3 protein-coding genes are annotated in these 23,069 nt (G+C 76.5%); 1 reads left to right on the top strand and 2 read right to left on the bottom strand.

Annotated elements, in window-relative coordinates:
- Positions 1 to 100 precede the first annotated feature (100 nt).
- Positions 101 to 631, top strand: a complete 531-nt coding sequence (locus tag ACIP5O_RS18475) for a 2'-5' RNA ligase family protein (protein WP_401294493.1) — start codon at positions 101 to 103, stop codon at positions 629 to 631.
- Here the strand turns inward: ACIP5O_RS18475 and ACIP5O_RS18470 are convergent.
- Together ACIP5O_RS18470 and ACIP5O_RS18465 are read right to left on the bottom strand one after the other, a co-directional pair.
- Positions 628 to 8,175, bottom strand: coding sequence for an amino acid adenylation domain-containing protein (locus ACIP5O_RS18470; protein WP_401294491.1), 7,548 nt, complete (start codon positions 8,173 to 8,175; stop codon positions 628 to 630). The two genes, ACIP5O_RS18475 and ACIP5O_RS18470, sit on opposite strands and share 4 nt — an antisense overlap.
- Positions 8,172 to 22,739: an amino acid adenylation domain-containing protein gene (locus ACIP5O_RS18465; protein WP_401294489.1), complete on the bottom strand. Its 14,568-nt coding sequence runs from the start codon at positions 22,737 to 22,739 to the stop codon at positions 8,172 to 8,174. Before ACIP5O_RS18465 ends, ACIP5O_RS18470 begins: the two co-directional genes overlap by 4 nt.
- Positions 22,740 to 23,069 lie beyond the last annotated feature (330 nt).

Genomic DNA, 23,069 nt, shown 5'->3' with positions numbered 1-23,069 from the left:
AGCGGCGGCCTCCTCACCTGCCGGTCGCCGCCGTCCGGGGCCACCATCGTCACACCGCCGCCGCTCTCCCGCACGCGGCGCGCGGCCGTAGGCTGCTCATGTGCACAGCGTGGAACTGCTGCCCGACCCGGCGACCGAGCGGGCCGTCCGGGACGCGTGGCGGCGTCTGGCGGACGCCGGCCTGCCGAGCCGGGCCGGGCACCGCCATCCGACGAACCGGCCCCACCTCACCCTCGCCTCGGCCGACGACCTCCCGCCGGAGGTGCGCGCCCGGTTGGTCCGCCTGCTGGCGGAGGCGCTGCCCGTCCCCCTGCGCCTCGACGGGCTCGTACGGTTCTCCGGCCGGGTCCACGTCCTGGCGTGGGCCGTACGGCCCGACGACGCCCTGCTCCGGCTGCACGAGGCGGTATGGCGGACCCTGCGCGAAGCGCCGGAGAGCGGGCGGGCGAACCCCCTCCTCGATCCGGTCCGCTGGGTCCCCCACATCACGCTCGGCCGCGGGCGCGAGGCCTCCTGGGACGGGTCGGCGGACGAGGTGCTCTCCCCGTCGGCAGGTGTCCCGGCCGGGGCGTGGACCTCCGCCCGGAGCTACGACTCGGTCGCCCGTACGGTGGAACGCCTCGTCCCCTAAGGGGCGTCCGGGGCCGGCAGGAAGCCCGTGCCCCGGAAGTAGGCCAGGTAGCGCACGAGGACCTCCTCCGTCAGGGCCGGTGGCCGTACGCCGAGTTCCGCCGCGGCCCCGGCCGTGCGGCGGGAGTCGAAGCGGCGCCCGTCGGCGTCCACCGCTCCCCCGGCGCCCCCGCTCCCGTTCCCGCCCTCGCCGAGGAACAGCTGGGCGGCGTTGTCGGGGCGGGCCGCGACGCGCGCCCGCCACTCCTCGGCGGGCACCCTGCGCAGCTCGTAACCGAGGGTCTCGGCGACGGCGAACACCCGTTCCAGGTCCGGGGCGTCCGGATGGGTGAGGTGGAAGGTCTCCGTGCCGTCGCGGCCGGCCGAGGCGAGCGCCACCACCGCCGCGCTGACGTAGTCCACGGGCACCCAGCCCGTCGACCCGTGCGGCAGGTCGGGGACCGCCTTCGCCTGGAGGCAGCCCTTGACGAGCTGCCACAGCAGGTCGCGGTCCTGGCAGGCGCCGGTGGCGGTGTCGCCGCTGATGCGGCCGGGCCGGTGGACGGTGACGGGGAGGCCGCGTTCGCGCGCCAGGCCGATCAGGCCCTCCGCGACCCACTTGCTCTGCGCGTAGCCGTCGGGCAGCTCCTCGGGCGGGCCGGTCGGCGTCGTCTCCGTGACCGTCACGGGGCCGGCCGACGGGGCGTGGACGCTCGTCGTGGACACGTAGTGCATGCCGGGCGAGTCGGAGTCGGCGAGCAGCCGCAGCAGTTCCCCGGTTCCGGCGACGTTCGCGGCGCGCAGGTCGCGGTAGCCGGCCGCGAAGTTGACCCGGGCGCCGTTGTGCAGCACCGGGCCGAGCCGGCGGACGAGGCCGGTGCGGGCCTCCGGGGAGAGGCCGAGGCCCGGGGCGGCGAGGTCGCCGGGCACGGGGCGGACCAGGTCCCGGTAGCGGTCGTGCCAGAGGCCGTAGCGCCGCAGGTTCTCCCGCAGCCGGTGCGCGCCGTCCTCCTCGTCGGACGCCCGGACCAGGCAGTCGACCGGGCCGCCGGTCGTCTCGATCAGGTCGCGCAGCAGGAACGCGCCGAGGAAGCCGGAGGCGCCGGTCAGGAAGGGCCGGGGCGAGGGGCGGGAGGGGCGTCGCCGTCCCGGGTCCGCCGGGGCGGGTGCCCGTCCGGCGCCGGTGACGTCCTCGGGCAGGCGGACCTCCGCCGCCCAGTCGACCGGCCTCGGGGCGGCGGCGTCCTCGGTGTCGTCCAGGAGGCGGGCGACGCCCTCGACCGTCGGGGCGGCGAACAGGGCGCGCAGCGACGGGCGCCGGCCGCACCGCTCCTCGATCCGCTGGGCCAGGGTGACGGCGAGCAGGGAGTGTCCGCCGTGGTCGAAGAAGTCGTCCGTGACGCCGATCCGGGGCAGTCCGAGCGTCTCCGCGAACACCTCGCACAGCGCCCGTTCCCGGTCCGTGCGGGGCTCGCGCCCGCCGGAGCGCGGCTCCTCCGGCGCCGGCAGGGCCTTGCGGTCGGTCTTGCCGTTGGGCGTGACGGGCAGCGCGCCGAGGACCACGTGGGCGGAGGGGACCATGTGGTCCGGCAGGACGTCCGCCAGGCGGGCCCGTACCTCCGCCGTGTCGAGGGCCGTCGTGCCCTCGGCGGGCACGGTGTAGGCGACCAGGCGGCGGTCGCCGGGCCGGTCCTCCCGTACGACGGCGCAGGCGGCGGCGACGCCGGGCAGCGCGGTGAGCGCCGCCTCGACCTCGCCGAGCTCGATGCGGAAGCCGCGCAGCTTGACCTGGTCGTCCACGCGTCCGACGTATTCGAGCTGTCCGAGGTGGTTCCACCGGGCCAGGTCGCCGGTGCGGTACATGCGGCCGCCCGTCCGGTCGAACGGGTCGGCCACGAACCGGGCGGCGGTGAGCCCCGGCCGGTCGTGGTAGCCGCGGGCCAGGCCCTCGCCGGAGACGTACAGCTCCCCCACCACGCCGGGCGGTACGGGGGCGAGCCGGTCGTCGAGGACGCGTACCCGGGTGCCGTCGACGGGTGCGCCGATCGGCACCGTGCGGTCCGGTGCGAGCGGCCCGTCCGCGTGCTGGAAGCCGCTCATGGTGGCGCAGACGGTGGTCTCGGTGGGGCCGTAGGCGTTGACGAGGTGCCGTCCGCGCGCCCAGGTCCGGGCGAGGGCGGGCGGGCAGGCCTCGCCGGCCAGGACGATCGTGGTCCCGGCGGGGAGCGAGTCCGGCGGCATGACCGCGAGGGCGGCCGGCGGGAGCGTCAGGTGCGTGATGCCGTGGTCGCGGACCCGGGCGGCGAGGGCCGGTCCGGGCAGCAGGGCCTCGCGTGCGTCGATCTCCAGGCAGGCCCCGGAGAGCAGGGCCATGCACAGCTCCCAGAAGGCGGCGTCGAAGCTCACCGACGCGAGGTGCAGGACGCGGCTGTCCGGGGTGAGCCGGAGCCGTTCCCGCTGGGTCGCGGCCATCGCCCCGACGCCCCGGTGGGTGACGACCACGCCCTTGGGGCGGCCGGTGGAGCCGGAGGTGTAGATGACGTACGCCGGGTGCGCCGCGTCCGGGAGGGGCAGCGGGGCGGACGGGTCCGCGGCGGGCGCGTCGTCTCCCGGGTGGAGGGGGGCGACCGGGGTGTCCGGGAGGCGCCGGTGCAGCTCGGGGGTGGTGAGCAGCAGGCGGGGGGCGGCGTCGTCGAGCATGTGGGCCAGGCGGGCGGCCGGGTAGTCGGTGTCGAGGGGCAGGTAGGCCGCTCCGGCCCTGAGCACACCGAGCAGGGCGACCACCAGGCCGGCGTCGCGGGGCAGGGCCACGGCCACCCGGTCCTCCGGGCCGATGCCCCGGGCGGCGAGCCGCCGGGCGAGGGCGTCGGCGCGCGCGTCGAGTTCGCGGTAGGTCAGGGTGGTGTGCGCGTCGCGGACGGCCGGGGCGTCCGGGGTCTGCCGTACCCGGTGGGCGAAGAGCGCGGGGAAGGTCTCCTCCGGCAGGTCCCGGCGCGGTCCGGTCCCCCACCGGGCGAGGCGGGCGTTCTCGGTGTCGCCGAGGACGTCGTAGGCGTGCAGGGGCAGGCCCGGGTCCTCGGTGACGGTGCCGAGGAGGCGGACGAGCCGGTCGGCCAGGCCGCGCACGGTGTCCGCGTCGAAGAGTTCGGTCGCGTAGTCGACGGAGGCCCGCATGCCGCCGGGCGCGTCCTCGCCGCCGGGCGTCTCCACGAAGGTGAACGCCAGGTCGAACTTGCTGGCGCCGAGGTCGACCGGCACGCCGTGGACGGTGAGGCCGGGGAGGTCGACGGGGGCGGCGGGGGCGTGGTTCTGGAGCACCAGCATCGTCTGGAACAGCGGGTGGTGCTGGGCGCGGGCCGGGTTGAGGAGCTCCACGAGCCGTTCGAAGGGGACGTCCTGGTGGGCGTGGGCGGCCAGGTCGAACTCCTTGACGCGGTGCAGGAGTTCGCGGAAGGTCGGGTCGCCGCTCAGGTCGGTGCGCAGCACGAGCGTGTTCACGAAGAAGCCGACCAGGTCGGCGGTCGCCTCGTCGGTGCGTCCGGCGACGGCCGTGCCCAGGGGGACGTCCTCGCCGGCGCCGTGCCGGGAGAGCAGGAGGGCGAGGGCCGCCCGGAGCACCATGAAGACGCTGCACCCGTTCTCGCGGGCGAGTGCGGCGATCCGCCGGGCCGTGGCGTCGTCGACGGCGAAGTGGTGGGTGGCGCCCTCGTGCCGGGGCGCGGAGGGGCGCGGGCGGTCCCGGGGCAGTTCGACGCAGGCGGGCAGTCCGGCCAGGGCGTCCTGCCAGAAGGCGAGCTGGCGCGAGACCTGGCTGTCGGGGTCCGTCTCGTCGCCGAGGAGTTCCCGCTGCCACAGCGTGTAGTCGGCGTAGTCGACGGGCGGCGGGGTCCACGCCGGGGCCGCTCCCCCGAGACGGGCCCGGTAGGCGGTGCCCAGGTCGTGGAGGAGGGGGGCCAGGGACGAGCCGTCGGCGGCGATGTGGTGGATCACGAGGACGAGGACGTGGGACTCGTCCGCGAGCCGCAGCAGGGTGGCCCGCAGGGGGAGTTCGCGTTCGACGTCGATGGGTTCGGCCACGGCCTCGGCGATCCGGTCCGCGCCCTTGTCCTCGTCGACGGAGTCGACGGGGAGCACCGGCCGGGCGTCCCCGGGCGCGAGGACGTGCTGCACCGGATGCCCTTCCCGCTCGGGGAAGACGGTGCGCAGGGGGGTGTGGCGGGCGACGACGTCGTGGAGGGCCAGGCGCAGGGCGTCGACGTCGAGCGGGCCGTCGAGGCGTGCGGCGAAGGGGATGTTGTACGTGGCCGAGGGGCCGTCGAGCCGGTGGAGGAACCACAGCCGCCGCTGGGCGTACGACAGGGGCAGCGCGTCGGGACGCGGCCGGGCCGTCAGGGGCGGGCGGGCCGGGCGTCCGGCGTCCTCCAGGGCGGCGGCGAGCGAGGCGACGGTGGGGTGTTCGAAGAGGGTGCGGATCTCGGTCTCGGCGTCGAGCGCGGTGCGGATGCGGCCCACGAGCAGGGTCGCGAGCAGCGAATGGCCGCCCAGCGCGAAGAAGTTGTCGTCGGCGGCGACCTCGGGCAGGCCGAGCACGTCGGCGAAGAGTCCCGCGAGGATCTCCTCGCGGGCGCCGCGCGGGGCCCGCCCGGCGGTGGCCGGGGCGGCGGCGGGCGCCGGCAGGGCCGCCCGGTCGAGCTTGCCGTTGGCCGTCAGCGGCAGCGCGTCCAGGGTCTGTACGGCCGCGGGCACCATGTAGGCGGGCAGGCTGCCGCCCACGTGCGCGACGAGGGCGGCCGGCTCGAGTGTGCGGCCGGGGGCCGGGACGACGTAGGCGGTCAGGACGCGGTCGCCGGGCCGGTCCTCGCGGACGACGACGCACGCGGCGCGCACCGACGGGTGGGCGCGCAGGGCGGCCTCGATCTCGCCGGGTTCGATGCGGTGGCCGCGCAGCTTGACCTGCTGGTCGGCGCGGCCCACGTAGAGGACGTCTCCGTCGGGGGTGCGGCGCACGAGGTCGCCGGTGCGGTACATGCGGCCGCCGGCCGGGTCCGAGGGGTCGGCGACGAACCGGGTGGCCGTCTGCCCCGGCTGCCCGAGGTAGCCGCGCGCCACTCCCGGGCCCGCCAGGTACAGCTCGCCCTCGGCGCCGTCCGGCACGGGGCGCAGCGAGGCGTCCAGGACGAGGGCGCGCACCCCGTCGAGGGGCCGTCCGACGGGCGGCACGCCGTCCGGGTCCTCGTCGGCGGCGACCCGGTGCAGGAGGGCGAAGGTGGTGGCCTCGGTGGGGCCGTAGGCGTTGAAGAAGCGGGTGCCGGGGTGGGCGGCGGCGAGCCGCTGGAGCACTCCGGGGGCGGCGGCCTCCCCTCCGGCGGCGGCGAGGCGGAGCAGGCCGAGGGCGCCGGGGTCGGTCTCGGCGAAGACGTTGAACAGGGCGGTGGTGAGGAAGGCCGCGGTGACGCCGTGGCGGTCGACGAGTTCCCTGAGCCGTCCGGGCTGGAGCACTCCGTCCGGTGCCACCACGATCCGGCCGCCGCGCAGCAGCGGCACCCAGATCTCGAAGGTGGCGGCGTCGAAGACGTAGGCCGAGTGGAGCAGGACCGCGTCGGTCGCGCCGTCGTCCCAGGTCCGTTCGGCCGCGAGCGCGGCGACGTCGGCGTGGGTGACGCCGACGGCCTTGGGCAGGCCGGTGGAGCCGGAGGTGAACATGGTGTACGCGAGCCGGGCGCCGCCGGGTGCGGCGGGCAGCGGGCCGGGGGCGGCGGGGCGGCCGTCCCGTACGCGGCCGGCGGCGTCCACGGTGACGATCCGCGTCCCGGGGCCGAGCGAGCGCACCCAGGGATGGGTGCGGTTCTCCGCGTCGACGACGAGGAGGCGGGGGGCGGCGGCCCCGGTCACCCGGGAGAGCCGGTCCTCGGGCCAGCGCGGGTCCAGGGGGACGTAGGAGGCGCCCGCGCGCAGGACGCCGAGCGGCGCGGTGACCTGGGCGGCCGAGCGGCCGAGGAGGAGGCCGACGCCCTCCTCGGCGGTCGCGCCGAGCCCCGTCAGGGTTCCGGCCAGGTCGTCGGCGAGGGCGCACAGCTCCCCGTACGTGAGCCGTTCGCCGGCTCCGGTGACCGCGACCGCGTCCGGGCGGGCGGCGGCGTGCCGGGCGACGGCGTCCGGGAGGCCCGTGGCGAGGGCGGCGGCCGGGAGGGCGGCGCCCTCACCCCGGGCGAGCAGCGTCTCGCGCTCGCCGTCGAGCAGGACGGACACGGTGTCGGCCCGGCGGTCGAGGCCGTCGGCCAGCGTGGTCAGGAGGGCGCGCATGCGGGCGACCGTGCGGGCCGTCTCCTCGCGGTCCAGGGCGGTGGGGCGGAAGCCGAACGTGATGCGCAGGGCGGTGCCGGGGGCGATGGTGAGGGTGAGGGGGTAGTGCGCGGCGTCCGTGCCCTCGAACCCGGTGACGGCGAGGCCGGGGAGCCCCTGCCGGGCGGTGCGCAGGGTCTCCTCGTCGAGCGGGTAGTTCTCGAACACGGCCAGGGTGTCGAAGAGCGCGTCGAGGCCGGTCGTCGCGCGTATCTCGGTCAGGCCCACGTGCTGGCTGCCGAGCAGTCGGCCCTGTTCGTCCTGGAGCCGGGTGAGGAGTTCGGCGAGGGTCTCGCCGGGGCGGAGGGACAGGCGCACCGGCACGGTGTTGATGAAGAGGCCGATCATCGACTCGACGCCGGGCAGCTCCGGCGGGCGGCCGGAGACGGTCGTGCCGAAGAGGACGTCGTCGCGGCCGGTGAGCCGGGAGAGCAGCAGGCCCCAGGCGCCCTGGACGAGGGTGTTGAGGGTGAGCCGGTGGGCGCGGGCGGTCGCCCGTAACCGCTCGCTGGTCACGGCGTCGAGTGCGAGGACCAGGGTCTCGGGCAGTTCGTCCGGGCGTGCCGTCTCCGCCGCGCCGCGCCCGGCGAGCAGCGTCGGCGCCTCGACGCCCGCCAGGGCGGTGCGCCAGGCGTCGAGGGCGGCGGGCTTGTCCTGCCCGGCCAGCCAGGCGAGGTAGGTGCGGTACGGGGTGACGCGGGGCAGGGTGAGGTCGTCGCCCCGGTGCGCGTACAGCTCGAACAGCTCGCGCACCAGGATCGGCATCGACCAGCCGTCGAGCAGGATGTGGTGGCTCGTCATCACCAGGCGGTGGCGGCCGGGGCCGGTGCGCAGCAGGGAGAACCGCATCAGCGGCGGCGTGGTGAGGTCGAAGCGCCGGGTGCGGTCGGCGGCGAGGAAGGCGCGGACCCGCTCCTCGACCGTCCGCCCGTCGTCCGGCGTCGTGAGGTCGTACTGCTCCAGGGGCACGGGGACGTCGGCGGCCACGGCCTGCACCGGCTCGTCGAGGTCCTCGTGGAGGAAGCCTACGCGGAGGTTGGCGTGCCGGCGCAGGAGCGTGCCGACGGCGGCGTGCAGCGCGGTCGTGTCGACGGTGCCTTCGAGGGTGAAGGCGAACTGCGCGGTGTAGACGTCGACGGCGTCGGAGTCGTACAGGGCGTGGAAGAGCATGCCCGCCTGCAACGGCGTCAGCGGCAGGACGTCTTCGAGCTGGAACCCGGTCACTTGCGGCCACCCCACTTGTTCTTCAGTCGGTCGAGCTGGTTCTGGTCGAGGGAGACCAGGGGAAGGTCGGACGGCGTCCAGCCGCCCGCGTCGGGCCGTTCGGCGTGTTCGGCGATCGCGGTCAGGGCCCGGTCGAAGGCGTCGGCGAGGGCCGCCACGTCCTCCTCGTCGAGCAGGTCGGCGGGCCAGGTCCAGCGCGTCACGAGGCGCGGTCCGCCGGGCCGGTCCTCGGTGTGGGCGTTGATGTCCAGGACGTGGTGGACGGGCATGTCCCGGTCCTGGGCGGCCGGGCCGCCGCCGTCGAGCACCACCTGCCAGTCGGCGTCCCCGTCGCCCGCCGGGTCCTGCGCCGCGTACCGGCCGAGGTAGTTGAAGCCGATCTGCGGTTCGGCCGCGCCGTCGCGGCGGGCCCGCGCCCCGGGGTCGAGGCGGTACAGCACGCCGTGGCCGATGCCGTGGTCCGGCACGGCCCGGAGCTGTTCCTTGACGCGCTTGACGGCCCGGTCCACGAGACCGGCGTCGAAGCGGGCGGGGTCGCGCGGGTCGAGGGGGCCGGGGTCGAGCAGGACGGGGTAGAGGCTGGTGAACCAGCCGACCGTACGGGACAGGTCGAGGTGTGCGGCGATCTGCTCGCGGCCGTGGCTCTCCAGGTCGATCAGGACGCCGGTGCCCTCCGGGCGCGGCGCCCCGGTCCGGTCGGCGCGGTGTGCCCGCCAGGAGCGGACGGCGAGGGCGAGCGCGGCGAGCAGGACGTCGTCCACGCCCGCGTGGAAGGCGGCCGGGGCGGTGGTGAGCAGGGCTCCGGTGCGGGAGGCCGCCGGGTGGGTGGTCAGGGTCCGGGTCCGGCCCGCCGTGTCCCGCGCGGGGTCGAGGGGCCGGTCGGCGAGCGGCGGGTCGGAGGCGCGCGCCACCGTCTCCCACAGCGGGAGTTCGGACGCCCGGGTGCCTTCCTCGGCCTGGGTGGCGAGGAGGCGCGCCCAGGACCGGTAGGAGGTGGTGACGGGCGGGAGGACGGGGGCGTCCTGAACCGGTGCGGGGTCGGTCCCGGTGGACGTGCGCACCGGGTCGGTGGTGGCGTTCACCGCGCGCCAGGCCGTCGCCAGGTCCTCGGCGAGCACGCGCCAGGACACCGCGTCGACCGCCAGGTGGTGCACGACGAGCAGGAGCCGTCCGCGGGCCTCCGGCCCGGCGTCGCACCACACCGCCCCGAACACCTCGCCGTGCGCGGGCCGCAGCCGTCGCCCGGCCCGCTCGCCCGCCTCGGTGAGGGCGGAGCGGACCTCGTCCGCGTTCCGCCCGGTGACGTCGATCCGGGTGAGGCGGGGACCGGCCGGCACCGTCCCCCGGGGCAGGGTCTCCAGGGCCGGTTCGCCCCCGGCGGTGCGCACGACCCGTACGCGCAGCATGTCGTGGTGGTCGACGAGGAGCTGGAGCGCGGCGGCGAGGCGTTCCTCGTCGGCGCCCGCGGGGGTGCGCAGCACCGCGGACTGGTTGTAGCCGTCCGTGGGGCCCGGCCGGTCCAGGAACCAGGCGGCGATGGGGGTGGGCGGCATGGTGCCCACGCCGTCGTCGACCGGCGCCGGGGTCCGTTCGTCGAGTTCCTCGGCCGCCGCCGCGATCGCCTCGGGCGTGCGGTGCAGGAAGACGTCCCGGGGGGTGACGCCGAGCCGGTTCTCCCGGATCCGGCTGACCAGCTGGATGGAGAGGATGCTGTCGCCGCCCAGGGCGAAGAAGTCGTCGTCGGTGCGCACCTCGGGCACGCGCAGCACCGTGGCGAACACGTCGCACAGGATCCGTTCCCGCTCGGTGCGCGGCTTCCCGCCGTCCTTCCGTCCGGTTCCGGCGGCGGGCCGGGCGGGGGCCGGGAGGGCGCGCCGGTCCGTCTTGCCGTTGGGCAGCAGCGGCAGCGCGTCCAGGGGGACGAAGTCGGCGGGGATCATGTACGGCGGGAGGGACGCGGCGAGGCGTTCCCGCAGGGCGCGGGCGTCGGGGATCCCGGGGCCGCCGGGCTCGGGGACGGCGTAGGCGACGAGGCGCTGCTCGCCGGGCCGGTCCTCGCGGACGAGCACGGAGGCGGCGGCGACGCCGTCGAGCGCGGTGAGGGCGGCCTCGATCTCGCCGGGTTCGATGCGCAGGCCGTGCAGCTTGACCTGGTCGTCGGCGCGGGACACGTAGCCGAGGCGGCCGTCCGCGTCGCGGCGGACGAGGTCGCCCGTGCGGTACATCCGCGTTCCGGGGGGTCCGAACGGGTCGGCGACGAACCGTTCGGCGGTCAGGCCGGGGCGGCCGAGGTAGCCGCGCGCCAGGCCCTCGCCGGCCAGGTACAGCTCGCCCACCACGCCCGGCGGGACCGGGGCGAGGGCGTCGTCGAGGACGTACGCGCGGGTGTTGTCGATCGGCCGGCCGAGGGGCACCGTGCCCGCGTCCCGCGTTCCGGACGCGGTCGGGCCGGACGTGGTGGGTCCGGACGTGGTGGGTCCGGACGTGGCCGGTCCGGACGGCGTGGCGTCGGTGGGCCGGTGGTGGTGGCGGTGGGCGGTGGCGTCGACGGTCGCCTCGGTCGGTCCGTACAGGTTGTGCACCTCGGCGCCCCAGGCCCGCCCGGCGCGTTCGGCCAGGGAGGCGGTCAGGGGCTCGCCGCCGCACAGGACGGCCCGGAGGGAGGCCGGGGGTTCCTCGCGCCCGGTCTCGCCGAGGACGAGGGAGAGGAGCGAGGGCACGAACTGGGCGACGGTGACGCCTTCCCGGCGCATCCGGGCGAGGAGTCCGGCCGGGTCGTGGTTGAGGGCCGGCGGCACCGGGCAGGTGGCGCCGCCGTGCAGGAGCGGCAGCCAGGTCTCCCACACCGAGGCGTCGAAGCTGGGCGAGGTGCGGGCGAGGACGCGGTCGGCGTCGGTGAGGGACAGGTGGCCGGCCATCCAGGCCATGTGGTTGGTGAGCGCGGCGTGGGTGACGACGACGCCCTTGGGACGGCCGGTCGATCCGGAGGTGTGGATGACGTAGACGGCGTCCCGCGGGTCCGGTGCGGCGTCCGGTATGGATACGGATACGGGCTCGGGTACGGGCTCCGCCGCCGTCTCCGGTCCGTCGACCGTGAGGACCGGCACCGGCAGGTCCGGCAGCGTCCTCAGGGTCGCCGTCGTGGTCACGAGCAGGACGGGCCGTGCGTCGTCGACCACGAAGCCGAGCCGGGCGGCGGGGTACTCCGGGTCGACCGGCAGCCACGCGGCGCCCGCCTTGGCGACCGCCAGCATCGCCACCACCTGGTGGGTGGTGCCGGGCATCGCGAGCGCCACCACGTCCCCGCGGCCGACCCCGCGCCCGCGCAGCAGGCGCGCCATCGCGTCGGAGAGCGCGTCGAGTTCGGCGAAGGTGGTGTTCCGCTCGCCGTCCCGTACGGCGACCGCCCCGGGGGTGCAGTCGCGCTGGGCGCGGAACGCCTCGGGCACGGTCCGCGCCCCTACCGTCCGGGCGGGGCCGTGTCCGCTCCGGACGAGCGCGGTCCGCTCGTCCGCCGTCAGGACGTGCACCGCGCGGATCCGCCGGTCCGGGGCGGCGGCGAGCGCGCCGAGGAGCCGGGTCAGACGGGCGGCGAGGGCGTGCGCGGTGGGGGGCGCGAAGAGGTCGGTGGCGAACTCCAGGTGCCCGTCGAGTCCGGCCGGGCGGCCCTCCCCGTCGCGGCGCTCGGTGAACGTGAACGTGAGGTCGAACTTGCTGATGCCGGTGCGGACCGGCTGCTCCGTCACCGTGAGGCCCGGCAGGTCCACGCTCGCCCCGGCCTGGTTCTGGAGCACCAGCATGGTCTGGAAGAGCGGGTGGCGGTTCTGTGCCCGCTCGGGGTCGAGCGCGTCCACGAGCCGTTCGAAGGGCACGTCCTGGTGGGCGTAGGCCGCGAGGTCGAACTCCCTCACCCTGTCGAGTACTTCGTCGAAGGTGGGGTCGCCGGACAGGTCGGTGCGCAGGACCAGGGTGTTGACGAAGAAGCCGACCAGGTCGTCGAGCGCCTCGTCGGTGCGGCCCGCCACGGGCGTGCCCAGCGGGACGTCCTCGCCGGCGCCGTGGGCGCGCAGCAGCACCGCGAGGGCGGCCTGGAGGACCATGAAGAGGCTGCATCCCCGGGACCGGGCGAGGTCGGCGAGGGCGCGGTGCGTCGCGGCGTCCACCGGGAAGGCGAACGCGTCGCCCCGGTGGCTGGCGACGGCCGGACGCGGCCGGTCGAGCGGCAGGTCGAGGAGGTCGGGCAGTCCAGCGAGCGCGGTCCGCCAGAACTCCAACTGCCGGGCGGCCGTGCCGGACGGGTCCTCCTCGTCGCCGAGGAGTTCCCGCTGCCACAGGGTGTAGTCCGCGTACTGGACGGGGAGTTCGGCCCAGGTCGGATCCTCCCCCGCGACGCGGGCGCGGTAGGCCGTGCCGAGGTCGCGGGCGAGGGGGGCGAGGGACCAGCCGTCGCCCGCGATGTGGTGGACGAGGAGCACCAGGACGTGGGCGTCCTCCCCGAGGCGGAGCATCCGGGCCCGTACCGGCCGCTCGGCGCTCACGTCGAAGGCGTACGCGGTCTCGGCGCTCAGGACCGCGTCGAGCAGGTCCGGTGCGACGTCGCGGGGCGTCAGGTCGAGGTCGGCGCCGGCGGCGTCGAGGACCCGCTGGCCCGGCACGCCCCCGGTGTCGGGGAAGACGGTGCGCAGGCTCTCGTGCCGTTCGACCACGTCCGTGAGGGCGCGGGTCAGGGCGTCCGTGTCCAGCGGGCCGTCCAGGCGCAGGACGAGCGGCACGTTGTACGTGGCGCTCGGGCCCTCGAAGCGGTGCAGGAACCACAGGCGTCGCTGCGCGGGGGACAGCGGCATCGGGTCGGGCCGGTGCGCGACCCGTTCGAGCCGTGCCCTGGCCGTTCCCGCGCCGTCGAGGGCGGCCGCGAGCGCGGCGGGCGTCGGGTGCTCGAAGACGGTCCTGACCTCGATCTCCACGTCGAGGACGGTGCGCAGCCGGGCGGCGAGGCGGGTGGCGAGCAGGGAGTGGCCGCCGAGGGCGAAGAAGTCGTCGTCGGCGCCCGCGGTCCGCAGGCCGAGCAGGTCGGCGAAGAGGCCGCAGACGATCTCCTCGCGGGCGGTGCGCGGGGCCCGGCCGCGGGCCGGGGCGTCGTGGGCGGGCGCCGGGAGGGCGGCGCGGTCGACCTTTCCGTTGGGGGTGAGCGGGAGGACGTCGAGCGGGACGATCGCGGCGGGGACCATGTAGGAGGGCAGGACGCGGCCGACCTCGCGGGCGAGCGCGCCGGGGTCGGGGCGCGTGCCGGCGGCCGGTACGACGTAGGCGACGAGCCGGCGGTCGCCGGGCACGTCCTCGCGGACCAGGACGAAGGCGTCGGCGACCTCGGGGAGGCCCGCGAGGACGCCCTCGATCTCGCCGGGTTCGACGCGGTGTCCGCGCAGCTTGACCTGGCCGTCGGCGCGGGCGACGTACGCGACGTGCCCGTCCGGGGTCCAGCGCACGAGGTCGCCGGTGCGGTACATGCGGCCGCCGTCGGCCGCGAAGGGGTCGGCGACGAAGCGGGTGGCGGTCGGGCCGGGGCGTCCGGTGTAGCCGCGCGCCACGCCGCGTCCCGCCAGGTACAGCTCGCCCACCACGCCCGGCGGGACCGGGCGGAGGGCGTCGTCCAGGACGTACAGGCGCATGCCGTCCAGGGGGCGGCCGATGGGCGGCGGTCCGGCCGGGAGGTCGGCGGCGACGGCGTACCGGGTGGCGAAGGTGGTGGTCTCGGTGGGTCCGTAGACGTGCAGGACCCGGGTGTCGGGGGCGAGCGACGCGACCCTCTGCAGGGCGTCGGGGGAGGCGAGTTCGCCGCCCGCGCACACCGTCCGGAGGCCGGCGAAGGCGCCCGGGTCGGTCTCGGCGACGACGTTGAACAGGGCGGTCGTCAGGAAGACGGCCGTCACCCCGTGCTCGTGGACGGCGGCGTCGAGGGTGCGGGCCTCCAGGAGGCCTTCCGGCGCCACGACGACCCGGCCGCCGTTGAGGAGGGGGGTCCAGATCTCGAAGGTGGAGGCGTCGAAGACGTACGCGGAGTGCATCAGGACGGCGTCGGCGGCGCCGTCCGCCCAGGCCGCGTCGTGCGCGAGGGCGGCGACGTCCGCGTGGCTGACGCCGACGCCCTTGGGCAGGCCGGTGGAGCCGGAGGTGAACATGGTGTAGGCGAGGGCGGCCGGGGCGGGTACGGGCGCCGGGGTGCCGGGGCGGTCGGGGGCGCCGCGCAGGACGCGTCCGAGCCGGTCCACGACGAGGAGCGGCAGGCGGCCGGCGCGTGCGGTCACCCAGGGGCCGGCGGCGTTCTCCTCGTCGACGACCAGGACGCGGGGCTCCGCCACGGCGGCGACCCGGTCGAGCCGTTCGCCGGGCCAGCGCGCGTCCAGCGGTACGTAGGCGGCGGCCGCGCGGACCGTGCCGAGGGAGACCGTCACCACGGCGGGCGACCGGCCCAGGAGGACGCCGACGGAGTCCTCGGGTCCGACGCCGAGCCCGGCGAGGGCGGCGGCGAGGTCGGCGGAGGCACGGTCGAGGTCGGCGTAGGAGAGGGTGGTGGCGCCGTCCGTGACGGCCGGCGCGCCGGGGGTGCGGCGCGCCCACCGCGCGAAGAGCGCGGGCAGGGTGCCGGTGCCGGTGCCGGATCCGGCTTCGGCGGGGAGGGCGCGGCCGGTGCCCCAGCGGGTGACGCGGAGGTGTTCGTCCGGGGTGAGCGGGTCGTATCCGGACAGGCGCCGGTCCGGGTCGGCGACCACCTGTTCGAGGAGTCGGATGAGCCGGGTCGCGAGCGCCTCGACGGTGGCGCGGTCGAAGAGCGCGGTGGCGTACTCGACGCCGCCGGACAGGCCGCCTCCTTCCCCGGCCCCGTTCTCGTCCCCGGCCCCGTCCCCGTCCTCGCCGAAGGCGAAGGTGAGGTCGAACTTGCTCAGTCCGTTGTGGACGAGGCGGTGCTCGACGGCGAGGCCGGGCAGGTCGGGGCGGACGGGCCGCTGGTTCTGCAGGACCAGCATGGTCTGGAAGAGCGGGTGGTGGTCCCGGGCGCGGACGGGGTTGAGGCTCTCGACGAGCCGTTCGAACGGCACGTCCTGGTGGGCGTGGGCGGCGAGGTCGAACTCCCTGACGCGTCCGAGCAGTTCGCGGAAGGTCGGGTCGCCGGACAGGTCGGTGCGCAGGACCAGCGTGTTGACGAAGAAGCCGACCAGGTCCTCCAGGGCCTCGTCCGTGCGGCCCGCGACGGGCGAGCCGAGGGGGACGTCGTCGCCCGCGCCGTGCTGCCGCAGCAGTGCGGCCACGGCCGCCCGGAGCACCATGAAGAGGGTGCTGCCGGAGGCGCGGGCCAGGTCGAGGAGGCCCGCGTGCAGGGCGGGCGGCACGTCGAGGGGGACCACGGCGCCCCGGGGGTCCGCGACGGCGGGGCGGGGCCGGTCGAGGGGCAGCTCGATCAGTTCGGGCAGGTCCGCGAGCGCGGTGCGCCAGTGGTCGAGCTGCCGCGCCAGGACGTCGCCGTCCTCCCGGAGGAGGTCGTGCTGCCAGAGGGCGTAGTCGGCGTACTGGAGCGGGGTCCCGGTCGCCGGTTCGGGCGCCCGGCCGGCGAGCCGGGCCCGGTAGGCGTCGCCCAGGTCCCGGGTCAGCGGCCCCAGGGACCAGCCGTCGCCCGCGATGTGGTGGAGGACCAGGACCAGGACGTGGTGCTCGGGGGCGGCGCGCAGCAGCCGGGCACGCAGCGGCGGGTCGGTGAGCACGTCGAACGGTTCGCGCACGGCGGCGAGGACGGCCGCCTCCAGGTCCGCCGGCGCCGTGCTCTCGACGGGCGGCCGGGGCGCGGCGCCTGCGGCGGGCAGCACCGTCTGGTGGGGCACCCCGTCCCGTTCGGGGAAGACCGTGCGCAGCGACTCGTGGCGCTCCACGACGTCGAGGAGGGCGGCGCGCAGGGCGTCCGCGTCCAGTGCGCCGCGCAGCTCCAGGACGAGGGGGACGTTGTAGGTGGAGCCGGGCCCTTCGAGCCGGTTGAGGAACCACAGCCTGCTCTGCGCGAAGGACAGCGGCAGGGGGTCGGGGCGCCGCCGGACGGGCGTCACCGCGGGGCGGGCCGGTCCCGCCGGGTCCAGGACCCGGGCGAGGGCGGCGGGCGTGGGGTGTTCGAAGAGGGTCCGTACGGCGAGGTCGGCGCCGAGCACGGCGCGGACGCGGCTGACGACGCGCATCGCGAGGAGGGAGTGTCCGCCGAGGTCGAAGAAACTGTCGTGGGGTCCGACCGAGGGGCGTTCCAGGACGTCGGCGAAGATCCCGGCGACCAGGTCCTCCTGGAGGGTGCGCGGGCCCGGTCCCGTCCGGTCCGGGTCGTCGTCGGCGGGGGCGGGCAGGGCGCCGCGGTCCACCTTGCCGTTGGGCAGCAGCGGCAGCGCGTCGAGGACGACGACCGCCTCGGGGACCAGGTGGTGCGGCAGCGTCCCGGCGAGCGCGTCCCGCAGGGCGGTGGCGCCCGGTGCCGGGTCGGCGGTGACGGCGTAGGCGACGAGCCGGCGGCGCCCTGGGGCGTCCTCGCGGACCACCGCGCAGGCGGCCGTGACGCCGGGCAGGTCGAGGAGGGCGGCGGTCACCTCGCCGGGTTCAATGCGGAAGCCGCGGAGCTTGACCTGGTCGTCGGCGCGTCCGAGGTGTTCGAGCAGCCCGTCGCGGTTCCACCGGGCCAGGTCGCCGGTGCGGTACATGCGGGCGCCGGGGGCGTCGAACGGGTCGGCCACGAACCTGGTGGCCGTGAGGCCCGGGCGGTCGAGGTAGCCGCGGGCGAGGTGGGGGCCGGAGAGGTACAGCTCGCCGGTGACGCCGGGCGGGACGGGGCGCAGCCGCTCGTCGAGGACGTAGGCGCGCGTCCCGTCGACGGGCCGTCCGATGGGGACGGATCCGCCGGGCGCCGTGCGGGTGGGCTCCGCCGGGTCCACCCGGTGGGCGGTGGCGTCGATGGTCGCCTCGGTCGGTCCGTACAGGTTGTGCGGCTCGGCGTGCCACCGGGTGGCGACGGCGTCGGCGAGGGCGCGCGGGAGGGGTTCGCCGCCGCACAGGACGGCTCGCAGGGCGGGCGGCGGCGTCCCGGCCTCCTCGGCGAGGACGAGTTCGAGGTGGGAGGGCACGAACTGGGCCACGGTGACGTCGAACCGGCGCATCCAGGAGAGGAGTTCGCGCGGTTCGCGGTTGGCGCCGGTGGGGGCCACGCAGACCTGGGCGCCGTGCGTGAGCGGCAGCCACAGCTCCCAGACGGAGGCGTCGAAGCTGGTGGAGGTGCGGGCGAGGACCCGGTCGTCCGGGGTGAGGTCCAGGTGGCGCGCCATCCAGGCCATGTGGTTGGCGAGGGCCGCGTGGGGGACGACGACGCCCTTGGGGCGGCCGGTCGACCCGGAGGTGTGGATGACGTAGGCGGCGTCCGCCGGGTGCGGGGCGGCGGTTTCCCCGGATCCGGGCGCCGGGTCCCCGGCCCGTACGGCCGGGTCGTCGAGGGAGAGCCGGGGTATGCCGCCCGTCGGCGTGTCGGCGGGGACGTCCTTCCCGGTGAGGAGCAGCACGGGGCGCGCGTCGTCCAGGATCCGGCGGATGCGGGCGTGGGGATACTCGGGGTCGACGGGCACGTAGGCGGCTCCGGCCCGCAGCACGGCCAGCATGGCGACGACGGTGTCCGCCGAGGCCGGGACCGCGAGCGCCACCAGGGTGCCGCGGCCGGCGCCGCGCTCGCGCAGCACGCGGGCGAGGGCGTCGGCCCGCGCGTGCAGCGCGGCGTACGTGAGGGTGGTGCGCGGGTCGCGCACGGCGGGCGCGTCCGGGGTGCGGGCGGCCCACTCCCCCACGGCCTCGGGCACGGTGAGGGCCGGCAGCGGGCGGCGCTCGCCGCGCCCCCGCTCCAGGAGGTCCGCGCGCTCGTCCGGGGCGAGCGGGTCGAAGTCGTCGACGGCGCGGTCGGGGTCGGCCACGGCGTGGGCGAGGACGCGGGCGAACCGGTCGGCGAGCGCGCGGGCGGTGGCGGGCTCGAAGAGCTCCGTGGCGTACTCCAGATGGCCGCCGAGCCGTACGGCCCCCGGGGTTTCCGGGGCGTCAGGAGTCCCCGGGACCTCCACGAGGGAGAACGTCAGGTCGAACTTGCTGATGCCGGTGTGCCGGGATCTGTCCCGCACGGTGACGCCGGGCAGGTCCAGTGCGGCCGTCCGCTGGTTCTGGAGCACCAGCATGGTCTGGAAGAGCGGGTGGTGGCCGCCGGACCGGTCCGGGTTGAGCTCCTCGACCAGCCGCTCGAACGGCAGGTCGGCCCGGTCGAAGGCCGCGAGGTCGAACGCGGCCACGCGGCGCAGCAGTTCGCGGAAGGTCGGGTTGCCCGAGAGGTCCGTGCGCAGCACGACGGTGTTGACGAAGAAGCCCACCAGTTCGTCCAGGGCCTCGTCGCTCCGGCCCGCCACCGCGGTGCCCAGCGGGATGTCGGTGCCCGCGCCGTGCGCGCGGAGCGTGACCGCGAGCGCGGCCTGGAGGACCATGAAGGGCGTGCAGCCCGCGTCGCGGGCGAGCGCGCCGAGCCGCGCGTACGCGTCGGCGGGCAGGTCGAACGGCACCGCGTCGCCCCGGTGGTCCGGGACCGTCGGGCGGGGCCGGTCCAGGGGCAGTTCGAGGAGGTCGGGGGCGCCGCGCAGCGCGTCGCGCCAGAAGGCGAGCCGGCGTGCCACCGGGCTCTCCGGGTCGCCGTCGTCGCCGAGCAGCTCCCGCTGCCAGAGGGTGTAGTCGGCGTACTGGACGCGCAGTTCCGGCCAGTCGGGGGCGGTGCCCGTGGTCCGGGCGCGGTAGGCGGAGCCGAGGTCCCGGCAGAGCGGGGCCAGGGACCAGCCGTCGGCGGCGACGTGGTGGAGCACGAGCACCAGGACGTGCCGGTCGGGGCCGGTGGCGAGCAGCCGGGCGCGCACGGGGAGGTCGGTGGTGAGGTCGAAGGGCTCCGAGGTCAGGCGGCGTACCGTCCGCTCGGCCCAGTCCCCGGCCGGTTCGCCCGCCGGGGGCGTCTCGACGGCGAGGGGGACGAGGGCCCCGGCGTCCCGCGCGTCGGCCACGATCTGGCGGGCGGCGCCGTCGTGTTCGGCGAGCACGGTCCGCAGGCTCTCGTGGCGGGCGACCACGTCGGCGAGGGCGCCGCGCAGCGCCCCGGTGTCGAGGGGCCCGTCGAGGTCGAGGACGAGCGGCACGTTGTAGGTGTCCCCCGCGTCCTCGGCGCGGTTGAGGAACCACAGCCGCTGCTGTGCGAAGGACGGCGGGAGCGGGTCGGGCCGGTCCTGGGGGGCGAGGGCGGGCCGGGTCTCCCCGGTCGTGCCGAGGGTGGTGGCGAGGGAGGCCACCGTGGGGTGCTCGAAGAGGTCGCGCAGTTCGGTGTCCGCGCCCGTCACGGCCCTCACCCGTGCGACGAGCCGGGTGGCGAGCAGGGAGTGGCCGCCGAGGGAGAAGAAGTTGTCGTCGACGCCGACGGCGGGCACGCCGAGGACGTCGGCGAACAGGCCCGCCAGGACCTCTTCCTGCGGGGTGCGCGGGGCGGTCCCCCGGGCGGCGGGGGCCTGGGGTGCGGGCAGGGCCCGTCGGTCGACCTTGCCGTTGGCGTTCAGCGGCAGCGCGTCGAGGAGGACGAAGGCGGAGGGGACCGTGTACGCGGGCAGGACGCGGCCGAGGGCACGGGCGAGTTCGGAACCGTCGGGGCGGGTGCCGGGGGCCGGTACGACGTAGGCGACGAGCCGGCGGTCGCCCGGGGCGTCCTCGCGGACCAGGACGCACGCGGCGCGGACGTCGGGGCGGGCGAGCAGGACGTTCTCGACCTCGGCCGGTTCGATCCGGAAGCCGCGCAGCTTGACCTGTCCGTCGGACCGTCCCGCGTACTCGACGTCCCCGTGCGCGGTCCAGCGCGCCAGGTCGCCGGTGCGGTACATCCGGCCGCCGTCCGGGTCGTACGGGTCGGGGACGAACCGGGTGGCGGTGAGGCCGGGCCGGCCCAGGTAGCCGCGGGCGACGCCGGCGCCGCTCACGTACAGCTCGCCCACGACGCCGGGGGGCACGGGGCGGAGGGAGTCGTCGAGCACGTACAGGCGCGTGCCGTCGAGGGCCCGGCCGATGGGCGGGACGCCGGGGGCGCCGGGCCCGACGAGGTGGCGGGAGGCGAACGTGGTGGTCTCGGTGGGCCCGTATATGTTCAGGACGCGGGTCCCGGGCGCCGCGGCGGCCGTCCGTCCCATCAGGTCGGGGGCGGCGGCCTCGCCGCCCGCGGCGACCAGGCGCAGGCCCGCGAAGGCCGTCGGGTCGGTCTCGGCGACGACGTTGAAGAGGGCCGTGGTCAGGAAGAGGGCGGTCACGCCGTCGCGGGCGGTCGCCTCCTTGAGCCGGCGCGCGTCCAGGAGGCCGGCGGGGGCGACGACGACCCGGCCGCCGTTGAGGAGCGGCACCCACATCTCGAAGGTGGAGGCGTCGAAGACGTACGCCGAGTGCAGCAGGACCGCGTCGCAGGTGCCGGTCCAGGCGGAGTCGGCGGCCAGGGCGAGGACGTCGGCGTGACCGACGCCGACGCCCTTGGGCAGGCCGGTGGAGCCGGAGGTGAACATGACGTAGGCGAGCCGGTCGCCGCGCAGGGGTCCCGGCAGCGGGCCGGGCCGTTGCGGGCCGCCCCGGAGGACGGTGCCCGTGCGGTCGACCACGAGGACGGGCAGCCGGGTGGCGGCCACCTTCACCCAGTCGCGCCCGGCGGCGTCCTCGTCGACGACCAGGGCGCGGACGCGGGCGGTCCCGGCGACGCGGTCGAGGCGTTCGGCCGGCCAGTCGGCGTCCATCGGCACGTACGCGGTTCCCGCCTCCACCGCGCCGAGCGAGGCGGTCACGACGGCGGCCGAGCGGCCCACGAGGACGCCGACCCCGTCCTCGGCGCGGAGGTCCCAGCCGGTGAGGGAGCGGGCCAGGTCCGTGGCCCGCTCGGCCAGTTCGCCGTACGAGAGGGTGGTGGCGCCGTCCACGACGGCGGGGGCGTCCGGGGCGGTGCGGACGCGCGCGGCGAACGCCTCGGGCAGGCTCGTGGCCGTGGTCCCGGCCGGCAGTGCCGCGCCGCGCCCGTGGTCGAGGAGCGTTCCGGCGGCCTCCGCGTCGAGCAGCGGGAGGTCGCGCACGGGTGTGCCGGAGTCCGCGCCGGCGAGCGTGGTGAGGAAGCCGACCACGGCCTGCTGGTGGAGGCGGACGTCGTCGGGGTGGTAGAGGGCGGGATTGGTGTCGAAGCCGATCAGCGGGCCGGTTCCCTCGGCCCGTTCGGAGACGAACAGGGACACGTCGTCGACGGGGCCGATGGACAGCAGCCGGGAGGTGGCGGGGCTGCCGCCGAAGTCCAGGTCGTAGTCGTACCCCATGATGTTCACGACGAGGTCCGTGAGGCGTGCCGCCCCGTCGGCCAGGTTCAGTTCGCGGGCCAGCTGTTCGCGCGAGAAGCGGCGGTGGCGCAGGGCTCCGCGCATCTCGGCGGCGACGCTCCGGACGAGTTCCCCGACCGTCGTGCCGGGGTCGACGGTCAGTCTCAGGGGCAGGACGGTGGAGGTCATCCCGACCACGTGCAGGAGGGAGCCGTGGCGGCCGTGGGAGGCGAGGCCGACGCAGACCTCCCGGCGTCCGGTGACCCGTGCCGTGTAGGCGGCGACCGCCGCGACGAGGACCGCGCTCCAGGTGGTGCGGTGGCCGGTGGCGAGGCGTCGCAGGCCGTCGAACACGGGCGGCGGGAGGGTCTCGCCCGTGTGCAGGTCGACGGTGCCGGGACCGGGCGGGTCGCCGCCGTCCGCGGACCGGTCGGCGGGCCGGGTCAGGTCCGTGCGCCTCCTGAGGAGGGGGTTGCCGGCCTCGGGAGCGGTCCCGTCCGCGGCGCGGTCGGCGAACCTGCCGGTCCAGTGGGCGCGGTCCGCCTCCAGCCGGTCGGAGGCGCGGTAGGCGGCCTCGTCGGCCACGAGGGCGCGCAGGGGTCCGGTGGGCGGTTCCGCCTGCGCGAGGTCCTCGCCGCGTGCCGCACGCGCGTAGAGGTCGGCCACGGTCCGGGCGAAGAGCGCGCCGCCGAGGCCGTCGACGGCGATGTGGTGGTAGCGGACGTACCAGTAGTGGAGGCGCGGGCCGAGCCGCAGCAGCGCGAAGTGGTGGGTCGGCGCTTCGAGGCGGTCGACGGTGGCCATGTCGTCGGCCATGTACCGCTCGGCCGCCGCGACGGGGTCGTCGGCCTCCGTGAGGTCGACCCGGTGCAGCCGGCCGGTTCCGGCCGGCGGGCGGACGACGCGCTGCCGGACGGCGCCGTCGTCGGCGTCGAAGACGAGGTTCAGGCTGTCGCAGAGGCGGGCCGCCCGGTCGAGGGCCGCGGAGAATAATCCCTCGTCGACTCCCCCGCGAATCTCCAGGCATTCCCCGATGTTGTATTTCGGGCTGTCCGGATCGACCAGCTGGCCGTACCACACACCCTGCTGGGCCGTAGTCAGTTCGAGGTATTCGGGGGTGGATTCGTCCGACGGAACGGAGGGGTATTCAGGCATGCCGACGACACCTTCGGTGAGGTTTTGCAGGGGACGGTCGAGCGGCGGGCGGGCATTCGGCGGGCTGAGATCGGAAATGGTCTTTTCCCGCGTGGCGGCGCACACGGGGAGACACCGCGAGGCCTTCGCCGCGGGTGCCGTGGGGATCTCGCGCGGGGACGCGCCCGCCCTGTCCGGTCCGTGTGGACCACACGGACCGGACAGGAGGGGAAGGAGGTCGCGAGGTGCCCCACCGCCGTCTCGCGAAGGGGGTTTTCGGGACACCACGGACACCTGTCGGCCACACATGACCGACAGGGGATCATTTCTGAGCGGAACTGCTCATTATGC

Source organism: Streptomyces sp. NPDC088915 (genome assembly GCF_044749825.1).
In the GTDB taxonomy this organism is placed as follows: Bacteria; Actinomycetota; Actinomycetes; order Streptomycetales; family Streptomycetaceae; genus Streptomyces.
The sequence above is the reverse complement of the archived record's forward strand: the minus strand, read 5'-3'. Positions and strand labels throughout refer to the sequence as shown.

What these genes read in the sequence shown, in the direction of transcription:
- ACIP5O_RS18465 (WP_401294489.1), bottom strand. Translation starts at nt 22,739, where the DNA reads ATGCCTGAATACCCCTCCGTTCCGTCGGACGAATCCACCCCCGAATAC.